Origin of the sequence: Xanthomonas codiaei, from assembly GCF_002939785.1 — a bacterium.
Lineage (GTDB): Bacteria > Pseudomonadota > Gammaproteobacteria > Xanthomonadales > Xanthomonadaceae > Xanthomonas > Xanthomonas codiaei.
This window is the reverse complement of sequence record NZ_MDEC01000008.1, coordinates 128576-140154: the sequence shown is the minus strand read 5'-3', so window position 1 is coordinate 140154 and position 11579 is coordinate 128576. Positions and strand designations below refer to the sequence as shown.

The 11579-nt window shown below is 66.6% G+C and carries 11 protein-coding genes and 1 tRNA gene; 2 read left to right on the top strand and 10 right to left on the bottom strand.

The window, feature by feature from the left end:
- The first annotated feature begins 361 nt into the window (after nt 1-361).
- The gene (locus XcodCFBP4690_RS08160; protein ID WP_104540478.1) at nt 362-2317 is read left to right on the top strand and encodes a PhoX family protein; all 1956 of its coding nucleotides are present in this window, start codon (nt 362-364) and stop codon (nt 2315-2317) included.
- A 1016-nt stretch (nt 2318-3333) separates the two neighbouring features.
- Here XcodCFBP4690_RS08160 and XcodCFBP4690_RS08150 read toward each other — a convergent pair.
- The 8 genes from XcodCFBP4690_RS08150 to pcnB form a co-directional block, all read right to left on the bottom strand.
- Nucleotides 3334-3960 carry an ATPase gene (locus tag XcodCFBP4690_RS08150; RefSeq protein WP_146091861.1) on the bottom strand — a complete coding sequence of 209 codons (627 nt, stop codon included), beginning with the start codon at nt 3958-3960 and terminating at the stop codon, nt 3334-3336.
- A 3-nt stretch (nt 3961-3963) separates the two neighbouring features.
- Nucleotides 3964-4308: a type II toxin-antitoxin system prevent-host-death family antitoxin gene (locus XcodCFBP4690_RS08145; RefSeq protein WP_104540476.1), complete on the bottom strand. Its 345-nt coding sequence runs from the start codon at nt 4306-4308 to the stop codon at nt 3964-3966.
- 156 nt (nt 4309-4464) lie between these two features.
- Nucleotides 4465-5979, bottom strand: coding sequence for a glucose-6-phosphate isomerase (pgi, locus tag XcodCFBP4690_RS08140; RefSeq protein ID WP_104540475.1), 1515 nt, complete (start codon nt 5977-5979; stop codon nt 4465-4467).
- Nucleotides 5976-6356: an aspartate 1-decarboxylase gene (gene panD, locus XcodCFBP4690_RS08135; RefSeq protein ID WP_104540474.1), complete on the bottom strand. Its 381-nt coding sequence runs from the start codon at nt 6354-6356 to the stop codon at nt 5976-5978. The genes pgi and panD overlap by 4 nt, the downstream gene beginning before the upstream one ends.
- Before the next feature lie 189 nt (nt 6357-6545).
- Nucleotides 6546-7388 (bottom strand): pantoate--beta-alanine ligase, encoded by an 843-nt coding sequence (panC, locus tag XcodCFBP4690_RS08130; protein ID WP_104540473.1) that lies wholly within the window; start codon nt 7386-7388, stop codon nt 6546-6548.
- Nucleotides 7385-8200: a 3-methyl-2-oxobutanoate hydroxymethyltransferase gene (gene panB, locus XcodCFBP4690_RS08125; RefSeq protein WP_104540472.1), complete on the bottom strand. Its 816-nt coding sequence runs from the start codon at nt 8198-8200 to the stop codon at nt 7385-7387. The genes panC and panB overlap by 4 nt, the downstream gene beginning before the upstream one ends.
- A 35-nt stretch (nt 8201-8235) precedes the next feature.
- A complete protein-coding gene (folK, locus tag XcodCFBP4690_RS08120) occupies nt 8236-8721 on the bottom strand; it encodes a 2-amino-4-hydroxy-6-hydroxymethyldihydropteridine diphosphokinase (RefSeq protein WP_104540471.1) in 486 nt (161 codons plus the stop codon).
- A 3-nt stretch (nt 8722-8724) separates the two neighbouring features.
- Entirely contained in the window at nt 8725-10092 is a 1368-nt protein-coding gene (pcnB, locus tag XcodCFBP4690_RS08115; RefSeq protein WP_104540470.1) for a polynucleotide adenylyltransferase PcnB, read from the bottom strand.
- Between the two features lie 48 nt (nt 10093-10140).
- Between pcnB and XcodCFBP4690_RS08110 the strand changes: the two genes are divergently transcribed.
- A tRNA-Glu gene (locus XcodCFBP4690_RS08110) sits at nt 10141-10215 on the top strand.
- 278 nt (nt 10216-10493) lie between these two features.
- Here the strand turns inward: XcodCFBP4690_RS08110 and XcodCFBP4690_RS22700 are convergent.
- Together XcodCFBP4690_RS22700 and folE2 are read right to left on the bottom strand one after the other, a co-directional pair.
- A complete protein-coding gene (locus XcodCFBP4690_RS22700) occupies nt 10494-10640 on the bottom strand; it encodes a hypothetical protein (RefSeq protein WP_167394521.1) in 147 nt (48 codons plus the stop codon).
- Nucleotides 10641-10649: 9 nt separating this feature from the next.
- On the bottom strand, nt 10650-11573 hold the full coding sequence (folE2, locus tag XcodCFBP4690_RS08105; RefSeq protein WP_104540501.1) for a GTP cyclohydrolase FolE2: 924 nt from the start codon (nt 11571-11573) through the stop codon (nt 10650-10652).
- Between the last annotated feature and the right edge of the window lie 6 nt (nt 11574-11579).

Genomic DNA, 11579 nt, shown 5'->3' with positions numbered 1-11579 from the left:
TGCGTGAATCCCCTACCCTGTCAACCGCGCTCGCCCCTATGCCAAATCACGGCCAACTTATTGGCCGGAGCTATAGCCTTGGAATACCGGCAGCTGCTGTCAAACCACGGAAATTCGCTGAATCCGGCGCGCCGCCTGGGATTGGGCGGAAGCCCACTTTGCTGCATCGCACCACCCGACGAGCGCCGTAGTGCGCAGCCGTCGCCGACCATACGGGCGATGGCGCTTGCCCGGCCCAGCACATCCCAACGCAAGCCAACGGGTGAGCTCGCTGTCAAACAAGCGTCATCTGCCGAGCCTAGCGTGACCAGCCTGCCGGTGTACCCGCCACCGTTGATCGTCGCCTTTGCCTGGAGTTTCGATGTCCGCCTCCCCCGACCCTACCCGTCGCCGCCTCATGCAAGTGATGGCAGCCGTTCCCCTGTTGCCGCTCGGCAGCGCCAGCGCCGCCGCACTCCAGCAGCTGGGCAGCGCCGCATTGGCGGCGCGCCCGCTGCGGCCTTCGGAAACCCCGGCCCGACTGGTGTCGGCCACCTTCCATGGCATGCCTGCCCCCAGCCTGGCCAATCCTGCCGCCATGGCCACCACCACGGTGGGCTCGTCGCTGAGCGTTGCCCGCAACGACGGCACCACCCAGCGCTACGCGCTGGCCTACCACCCGTTCTTCGTCACCGGCGACCAGGTGCCCGACGGCAAGGGCGGCACCGTGCTGGCCGGCGGCTACTACGACATCCAGCACCGCCCCATCATCGACCGCTCCAAACCCGGTGCCGAACGCCCGTTCTTTTCCGACTGCCCGGACGGCTCCTCGCTGCTGACCCTGCCCAACGCCAAGGTCCCGGGCGTCAAGGGCAACCACGTGTTCGCGGTGGTGCAGTTCGAATACACCACCCGCGACCAGGCCGGCAACGACACCAATCGTCACCTGCCCGCGCCCATCGCCGTGCTCACCCTGGATCAGGACCCGGCCACCGGCAAGCTGTCGCTGGTGAAGTACCACAACGTCGACACCGCGCCGGTGCACGGGTTGTGGACCACCTGCGGCGCCAGCCTGTCGCCGTGGAATACCCACCTGTCCAGCGAAGAGTACGAACCCGACGCCACTGCGCTGGCTGGCAATACCCAGTTCCGTAGCTACAGCACGCATCTGTACGGCGACCCGGAAAAGGCCAACCCCTATCACTACGGCCACCTGCCCGAGATCACCGTGCATCCGGACGGCACCGGCAGCGTGCGCAAGCACTACTGCCTGGGCCGCATTTCGCATGAGCTGGTGCAGGTGATGCCCGACCAACGCACCGTGCTGATGGGCGACGACGCCACCAATGGTGGACTTTTCATGTTCATCGCCGACCGCAAGGCGGACCTTTCCGCCGGCACCCTGTATGTCGGCAAGTGGCACCAGACCTCCGGCGTCGGCCCGGGCGCGGCCACGCTGAGCTGGATCAGGCTGGGCCACGCCACCAGCGCCGAGATCCAAGCGCTGGCCGACCGCCTCACCGCCGCCGACATCCTCGACGTGCATCTGAGCGACCCAGGCGATGCCAGCTTCACCAAGATCCCGTTCAACGGCACCTTCAACTGGATCCGCATCAAGCCGGGCATGGAAAAGGCCGCCGCTTATCTGGAAACCCACCGCTATGCCGCACTGGCCGGTGGCAGCCTGGGCTTCACCAAGCTCGAAGGCACCACCGTCAACGCCCGCGACAAGATCGCCTACATGGCCATGTCCTACATCGTCACCAGCATGCGCAACGGCTCGGGCGACGTGAAAGTGGAGGGCCCGGATGCCGGCGCGGTGTATGCCTTGAATCTGCGCGGCGGGCGCCGCGACAGCAGCGGTGCACCGATCCACAGCGACTGGGTGCCGATCGACATGGCCGCGCCTGCCGCGCTGACCGGCCACGACCTGGCGCAGCCCGACGCGCTGGGCAATCTGGCCGATCCCGAGCGGCTGGCCAACCCGGACAACCTCAAGTTCTCCGAATCACTGCGCACCCTGTTCATCGGCGAAGACAGCAGCCTGCACGTCAACAATTTCCTGTGGGCCTACCACGTGGACAACGGCACGCTCACACGGCTGCTATCGGTGCCGGCGGGCGCCGAATCCACCGGCCTGCACGCGGTGGACCAGATCCACGGCTGGACCTATGTCATGAGCAATTTCCAGCATCCAGGCGACTGGGAAAGCCCGCTGCACGATACCGTCAAGGCCACGCTGGATCCGCTGGTACGCGCCAACTACAAGGACCGCTTCGGGGCCGCGGTGGGCTATCTCACTGGCGACCCGGTGGCGGTGCAATTGAGCAAGGCGTAAGCGCAGATGGTGTCGCTCGCAGTACTGGCAAGGCGCTGCGAGCGGCATCGTCTTTCGTCCGTCGTATCACTGCGCGACGGAGGCTTGCATGAGGGCCTGCGGATGTATGGCCATCGCGCAGCGTCAAGAGCGCGGCACCCTCATCGCTTGCGGGACACGCCGCAAGTACGCCCCTATAGGCTCGGTGGCGGCATCCATGCCGCCACACGGTCCCGCAATCGGCGAGGACACCGCACCAGACAGTTGGCTGGTGGTTCGTTGAAGAGCAAAGGACATCAGGTCGCGCGGTCCAGGGTTACTCGTTGCAGTGAAACTCTGCACACCGACCTGCCCGACGGGTCCTTGCCCGCTCACCGTCGCGGGACCTTATGCGGCATGGATGCCGCATAAGAGCCTCCACGGACGGATTCACGGCGTGTCCCGCGATGGTGGGCGGGCAAGGGCCTTGCAGCCAAGCCGCGGCCCTATCGCTAAGTGACTGAAGCATCCACTGGATTTTCCTGCCACATTGAACAGCGCTGCGCAGGATGTCGTCATCCTCTCGGATGCAGTCAAACGCCTGATGCGTCGAGAGCGCGGTGCCCTTACCGCTCGCGGGACACGCCGCAAGTACGTCCCTGTAGGCTCCGTGGCGGCATCCATGCCACCACAGGGTCCCGCAAACGGTAAGGACACCGCACCAGAGAGTTTGCTGGCTGCTTCATTGGAAAACATGCACACCGACCATCTCGACTGGTCCTTGCCCGCTCACCGTCGCGTGACCTTATGCGGCATGGATGCCGCATGAGCCTCCATGGACGGATTCACGGCGTGTCCCGCGATGGTGGGCGGGCAAGGGCCCTGCAGCCAAGCTGCAAATCATTCGCTCAGCATTGGTCTATCCGAAACGTCCAATCCATCCAGACACAACATGTAAAAGCAGCCAAGAAGTTGCGTCGTCGCAGTGTCTGGATACAGTCAGAAGCTGAGTGAGTCGTGCGCATGGCGCCCTCACCGCTCGCAGGACCGGACGCGCGTCAAGACACGCCGCGCGTTTCCAATGCCGCCATCACGATGGGCTTGGACCAATGGGGCACCTGCGCCAATTCGGCCGGCGTTTGCGGGTAGTGCAGGCCGCTGCGGTCCAGTTCCAGCACGAGCATTGGCCTCGCCTGCCCCGCCGCGTCGGCCGGCGCGCTGTTGTCGTAGACATGCAGTACTGCCAGATGCGGCAGCAACGCGATCAGGTTGGCGCGCGATGCGTCGTAACGCTCGCGGATTTTATGCTCAGCAATGGCATGGCCGCCGGCAGCGACCCGCGCTGCCACGCGCTGGAGGTGCAGGTCCACTGTCGCCAGCCCGCAGAACCAGACCGCCACCGTGTGCTGCGCGCAGGCCTCGCGCAGCAGACGCGGAATGGTCCTCGCGCCCAACGTCGTTTCAAATGCGAAATCGCTGCCATCGGCCATGGCCCGGCGCAGTCGCCGTACGCCTTCCTGCCAGGCCTGCGCGTTCGCCTCGTCGTGCGCCCACCCCTGCTCCACCAGTTGCCGGGTGAACGCGTCCGGATTGAACCAGGTGGCGCCGTCTTCCTGCAGCATCTGCCCCAGCAGCGAACTCTTGCCGGCGCCGTTGACGCCAGCCGGTACCAGGATGTTGCCCATGGGTCAGAGCGAAGGCCCCAGCTTCACCTTCCTGCCGCGGTGCGCCGGCCGGACGATCGCCTGGGTCAACGCTGCGCCATCGCTCAGCGCGGCAAGATGCGTATCGAACCGGGCCTGCAGCGCCTGCAATGCCTGCGCGCGCGCCAGCGCCTGGTCCGACGCGCTTGCCTGACTCACCAAACGGCGATATTCCTCCGCATCCACCACCACCGCCTCGGGGTGATTGTGGTTGGTGATGACCACCGCTCCATGCGAGCGCACCTTGCGCATCAGGCTGGGCCAGCCCTTCACCTTGATGTCGGCGGCGGGCGATTTTTCGAGCTCGGGCAGATCGTGGAGGCGAGACATGAGACGGTCCTGCGCGCGGCGTTGGTCACCAGCCTACTCCTGACGTCCCATTTTGGGAAATTTGGCCATTTCTAAATGGCTGCACGACTGCCAGCCATTTCGAAACGAAACGGGGCCCGCAGGCCCCGTCGTCTTTCACGAGCACTGCGCGAACGCTCAGCCGCGCAGCTTGCCCAGCAGCTCGCGCGTCACCGGGTCGGCGACATCGGCAGACTCACCCTTGAGCGCCGGCAGCAACTGGCTGGCCAGCTGCTTGCCCAGTTCCACACCGAACTGGTCGAACGCATTGATGCCCCACATCACCGACTGCACGTACACGCTGTGCTCGTACATCGAGATCAACGCGCCCAACGCCTGCGGGGTGAGCGCATCGAGCAGGATCACCGTGCTCGGGCGGCCGCCCGGATAGCTGCGGTGCGGGTCGCTGCTGTCCTGGCCATTGGCCAGCGCCTCGGTCTGTGCCAACACGTTGGCCATCAGCGCCAGATGGTTTTCCGCATACGGGTCGTCGTTGTGCACGGTGCCGATGAAATCGGCCGGCACCACGCTGGTGCCCTGGTGCAGCGCCTGGAAGAAGCTGTGCTGCACATCGGTACCTGCGCCGCCCCACCACACCGAGACGGTGTCGCTGTCCACCGCCGAGCCATCGAGCTTGACGCGCTTGCCCAGGCTCTCCATCACCAGCTGCTGCAGATAGGCAGGCAACAGTGCCAGGCGCTGGTCGTAGGTCATCACCGCATGGGTAGCGCTGCCGAGCAGATTGCGGTTCCACACCGCGGTCAGCCCATGCAGTACCGCGACGTTTTCTTCCAGCGGGGTGTCGAGCGCATGCGCGTCGAACTGCGCGGCGCCCTCCAGCAATTGTTCGAAACGTTCGAAACCGATCGCCAGCGCGATCGGGAAGCCCACCGCCGACCACAGCGAATAGCGGCCGCCAACCCAGTCCCACATCGGCAACACCCGGCCCGGTGCGATGTCGAAGGCCTTGGCGGCGCGCTCGGGATTGGCACTCACTGCGTACAGGCGTTCGCTGCCGCCCAGCCAGGCGTGCAGGATGCTGCCGTTGAGCAGGGTTTCCTGGGTGCCGAAGGTCTTGGAGATCAGGATGCCGGCGGTGCGCGCCGGGTCCAGCGTCGCCAGGGTGCGCTGCATGGCGGCACCGTCGACGTTGGAAACGAAGTGCACGCGAAAGCGCGCACCGGAGACCGGCCGCAGTGCATCGGCCACCAGACGCGGGCCCAGGTCCGACCCACCGATGCCGACACTGACGATATCGGTGACGTCGGTGCCTTCGAGCTGCTGGATCAGCGCACCCATCCGCTGCCGCACTTCTGCAGCGATGGCATACGCCTCCGATGCCACCGGCGCGTCGGTCAGATCGCCACGCAATGCGGTATGCAAGGCGGCGCGCTGCTCGGTGACATTGACCTGCTCGCCACGGAACAGGCGCTGGAACGCGCCTGCCAGATCGCGCTCGCGCGCGATGGCGAACAAGGCGTCGAGCGCGGCGCGATCGTACTTCTGTCGCGCGAAATTGAAATACAACGGACCGACTTGCCTGGCGTACTGCGTAGGCCGCTGCGGCTCGGCGGCAAGCAATGCGGGGATGGCAGCGCCGCGCAGGCGCTGGGCGTGGGCGTGAAGCGCGTCGAATCCGTTGGTATGTGTCATGCGGCCTGGGTGGGGATGCTGTGGTTGGTGTGGGAGATCGCGTTGTTCGCGCCCACATATACCAGATTGGGCTTGAAGGTCTTGGCTTCGTCTTCGCTCATGCTGGCAAACGCAGCCACGATGATCAGATCGCCCACCTGCACGTGACGCGCGGCGCCGCCGTTGAGCGAGATGATGCCGCTGCCCTCTTCGGCGCGGATGGCGTAGGTGCTGAAGCGCGCACCGTTGGTGACGTCCCAGATGTGGACCTGTTCGAATTCGCGGATGCCGGTCGCTTCCAGCAGCAGGCCGTCGATGGCGATCGAGCCCTCGTAGTTCAGCTCGGAGTGGGTGACGGTGGCGCGGTGGATCTTGGCTTTCAGCAGGGACAGATGCATGGACGGAAGGCAACAACGAAAGGAAAGCCGGCATTTTAGCGGAAAGCGCCCGCGCCCACCGGTCTGCGCTGCAGGCGGTCGTGAGGGCTTCAGGCCGCTGCCGAGGCAACGGCCTGACCTCGCCCAGAGCAGGCCACGCAGCCAGACATCAGCGCCGGCGGCTGGCGCACGACCGGCCGGCCGGCCGGATCAGAATTCCAGGTTGTCGATCAGCCGCGTGCCGCCCAGCCGCGCGGCGATCAGCGCCACGCGTGCACCGGAGGTGCCCTCGCCCGGCTCGCTCAGGTCCGGCAGCCGCACCACCGCGTAATCGACCTGGAATCCGGCCTGCTGCAGCGCGCCGGTGGCGGCCTGTTCGACCTGCGCACGCGGCGTGCCGGCGGTGTAGCTGTCGCGCATCTGCAGCAACACCTTGCGGATCTGCGCGGCAGCCGGGCGATCGTCGGCCGACAGATACTGGTTGCGCGAGCTCATCGCCAGGCCGTCGGCCTCGCGCACGATGCTGCCGCCCAGGATCTCGATCGGGAACGCCAGGTCGGCCACCATCTGCCGGATCACCGCCAGCTGCTGGTAGTCCTTCTTGCCGAATGCCGCCACGTCAGGCTGCACCTGGTTGAACAGGCGCGCCACCACGGTGCAGACACCGTCGAAATGGCCTGGCCGGCACACGCCTTCGAGCACGTCGCTGACGCCCGGCGCGTGGATCGGCGTGGCCAGCGCCGTACCCAGCGGGTACATCGTGTCCACGTCCGGCAGCCACAGCGCATCGCAGCCGGCATCTTCCAGGCCGCGCAGGTCGGCCTCGGGGGTGCGCGGGTAGCGGGCGAAATCCTCGTTCGGGCCGAACTGGGTCGGGTTGACGAACACGCTGGACACCACCCGGTCGGCGTACTGGCGTGCCAGCATCACCAGCGAGTAATGCCCGGCATGCAGGTTGCCCATGGTGGGTACCAGCGCTACGCGCAGGCCCTCGCGCTTCCAGCCGGTGACCAGGGCGCGCAGGGCGGAAAGATCGGTAATGGTCTGGATCATGCGGCGTACGCGTGCTCTGCATCGGGGAAACTGCCATCGCGCACAGCCTGTGCATAGGCACGCACCGCGCCCGCCACCGAGCCGCCCTCGGCCAGGAAATCCTTGACGAACTTGGGACGGCGATGGCCGCTGTCCAGGCCCAGCATGTCGTGCATCACCAGCACCTGGCCGTCGCAACCGGGGCCGGCGCCGATGCCGATGGTGGGCACCTGCAGCTCGGCGCTGATCTGCGCGGCGATCGGCGTCGGCACGCATTCCAGCACCACCAGGCTGGCGCCGGCATCGGCCACCGCCTGTGCGTCGCGGCGCAGTTGCTCGCCGGCTTCGCCACGGCCCTGCACCTTGTAGCCGCCGAAGCGCAGCACCGACTGCGGGGTCAGCCCCAGGTGCGAACACACCGGGATCTCGCGCTCGACCAGGTAGCGGATGACCTCCAGCTTGTGCCCGGCGCCTTCGATCTTGACCATCTCCGCACCGGCCTGCAGCAGCCGGGTGGCCGCATCGAGCGCACGCTCGGGCGTGGCGTCGGCCTGGAACGAGAGATCGGCCACCAGCAGTGCCTGCCGCAGCGCCCGTGCCACCGCGGCGGTGTGATAGACCATGTCGGCAGTGGTCACCGGCAAGGTCGAATCGTGCCCCTGCACCACCATGCCCAGCGAGTCGCCGACCAGGATCAGGTCCACGCCATTGGCGTCGAAAGTGCGGGCAAAGCCGGCGTCGTAGGCGGTCAACATGACCAGTTTTCGACCCGCCCGCTTGGCCTCGGCCAGGGCGGGCACGGTCCAGGGCTTGCTGTCGCTATGGCTGCTCATGAAGTCATTACGTGGGGTGATGAGCCGGCCATTATCTACCCAATCGGCTCCAGCCCGCAGGCATCGATGGATTGCAGGGCGTGCCGCACTGTTCCATGCCCCGGAATGATCGCCTCCGGCGCGAGCTCGGACAGCGGCAGCAGGGCGAAGGCGCGTTCGTGCAGATGCGGATGTGGCACCTGCAGCCGGGGCAGGTCCAGCATCTGGTCGGCGTAGAGCAGCAGGTCCAGATCCAGCGTGCGCGGGCCCCAGCGCTCGCCGGCCAGACGCTCGCGGCCAAAGGCCCGCTCGATGCCGAGCAAGGCCTCCAGTAGCGCAAGCGGGGCCAGCGCGGTATGCAGCTGGGCGACGGCATTGATGAAATCGGGTTGGTCTTCGCGCCCCCAGGCCGGGGTCCGATACAGGCGCGAAGCCGCGACCAGCGTGGACTGCGGCAACCCAGCCAGCGCGGCGATGGCCGCACGGACGCTGGCCTCGGCCGGGCCCAGGTTGGCACCCAGGCCGACAAAGGCGGTGTGCATGCTCTACTCGCCTGCCGGTGTGCCGGTGCGCCGACGGCGGCGGCGACGCTTGCGCGGCGCGCCGTCCTCGCCCTCGTGGTCGGCCTGCGCCGATTCGATCGCATCCACCAACTCCTGGCCGGATGACTTCTGCGCCTCGCGCCAGAACTCGACATCGGCCGCATGATCGGGCGAGGCGAACTGGCGCAAGGCCAGGAAATCGAACGCGGCACGAAAGCGCGGATGCGACAGGGTGCGGAACACGCGCTTGCGCTGACGCGAGGAGAAGCGCGTCTGCAGCAGCCAGATTTCCTGCATCGGCAACGAAAAACGGCGCGGCAGGGCCACACGCTCCAGCTGGTGCAAGGTGACCCGGTCGGCCGCGCGGCGCTGCGCATCTTCCGGCTGCACGCCCTGCGCCTGCAGCCCCATCAGCGTGCGGCAGAACGCCGGCCACAGCAGCAGCGCGAACAGGAACGCCGGCGACACCGGCTCGTCGTTGGCCACCCGCGCATCGGTATTGCGCAAGCCTTCCAGCACCATCGCGCGCAGCGCGCCGCTGCGGTTGGATTTCAACGCCGCCGCGCTTTCCGGAAACAGCACGCCGAGCAGGCCATAGCGTTCCAGGCCTTCGAAACTGGCCACGCCATGCCCGGACAGGAACAGCTTGAGGATTTCTTCGAACAGGCGCGCCGGCGCAGCTTCGGACAACAGCCCGGCCAGGCGCGGGATCGGCTCGGCCGTGCCAGCCTCGATCTCGAAATTCAACTTGGCCGCCAGCCGCACCGCGCGCAGCATGCGCACCGGATCCTCCTGGTAGCGCAGTTCCGGATCGCCGATCAGCTTCATCAACCGCGCCTGCACGTCTTCGAAGCCACCGCAGTAATCGCGCACCGAAAAATCCTCGATGGCGTAGTACAGCGCGTTGCAGGTGAAGTCGCGGCGGATCGCGTCGTCTTCGATGGTGCCGTAGACGTTGTCGCGCACCAGCCGGCCGTTATCCAGCTCGCGGTCGCCGCTGCCATCGTCGCTGTTGGCGCGGAAGGTGGCCACCTCGATGATCTCGCGGCCGAACACCACGTGCGCCAAGCGAAAGCGGCGGCCGATCAGGCGGCAATTGCGGAACAGCGCCTTGACCTCTTCCGGCGTCGCACTGGTGGCCACGTCGAAATCCTTGGGATGGCCGCCGACCAGCAGGTCGCGCACCGCGCCGCCGACCAGGTAGGCGCCAAAGCCCGATTCGCGCAGGCGGTACAACACGCGCAGCGCGTTGGGGCTGATGTCCTTGCGCGAGATGGTGTGCTGATCGCGTGGAATGACGCGCAGCGTGAACGGGGATGTAACTGAGGGTTCGATGATGGCGCTTCCGTCTTGTGTTGCAGGATTGCCCAACGGCTATTACCTCACTATACTAGCGCGCTGCACAAGACGCGACAAAACGCTCCCTTCGTCTAGTGGTTAGGACGTGGCCCTCTCAAGGCTAAAACAGGGGTTCGAGCCCCCTAGGGAGCGCCACGTTGGTCTTGCCGCAGAGGACGCCAAGACCCCGCAATGCGGGGTTTTTGCGTTATGGCACCGGTGTCCTGCGATAGGCGAGCCGCCACGCCACTACAGGCGGCGGCAGCGCCGCGGCAACGGCACGCGCGGCTCGGATCTGGTGCATGCTGCTTGGAACTGTATGGTCGAGGCCGGTTCTCGTCCACGTCCTGTGGCCCACCAGCGTGTTCGACCTGCGATGGCCGCTCCACCCCGAGCCCGGCGCCCTATCCCGGCGCGCCTACCAGCGGCGTCGCTCACACCAGCCACATCAGTGCCAGCAGCACGGCAGGATCGACGAACAACGCGCCACGCAAGGCATGTTCGCCACACTTCATTGCACTGAACGACACCGCGCGCTTGCGCGGCGTGGGTGTGATGCGTCTGCGGCCTTTGCAAAACATGCGCACTCCTCAACTGGACAGCGGATGGATGTCGGCGCGATCGCTGCCGGTTTCGGCAACGGCATCGTGCGCATGCAGGCTTTCCAGATGGCGCACTGCCACGTGGAATGCCGCGTGGCGCTCGGCCAATGCCGCGCGCAGCCGACGGGCGGCGTCTTCGACGTACATCAGGTTGGCGCCGTTCAACCGCGCAAATGCCTGTTCGTCGATGCGACGTACCGCAGCTTGTACCGGCGTAGCGAGTGCGCGTTCGCACAGCATGACCAACGCACGAATGTCCAGCTGCGATGCGCTATCGTCCAGATCAACGCGCACTTGCGCCACGCTGCGCTGGCTATGCGGGGTGGCGTACGAACCGTGTGCCTGCAGCCACTGCGCAATCTCGTCGAGCGGCATCGCGGTGCGGCCGTGGTGGTGCTGCACAAACGCCTCGCTCAACAGCTGCCGCGACAACGCCGCCGAGCACGGGCAGGTCGAGGCGTACAGGACCTCGATCTGCAGCTGCAGCTGGCAGCGCCCTGCCACGCGCTGTGCATCGATGCGCACCGGGTATGCGCGCCAGCCGGAAAGGCCTTCGCTGAGCAAGGCCGGCGTGCGAAGCATCACCTCGCACGCCAGCGAGACCCGCGCGGCACGGCTACCGCAATCGGCGTGGCTGTCGATCAAGACCTGCAGCAACTGCGACAGCATCGCCGGCGCCACCGGCTGCTCCAGGTGCCGGTCCAGCAGGCGATACAACCGCGACATATGGATCCCCCTGAGGTCGGCGCGCGGCAGATCCACCTGCACGCTGGCGCGCGCATTCACTGTCCCGCTAGGTGCGGCCTCGTCCAGGCGCACTGGAATGGCGATGTCATGCATACCCACCCAGCGCAACGGCGCGCCCGGCACGGAAGGTTCGGAAACGGCAACATCGGGAAGCGTGGCGGACATTGCAAA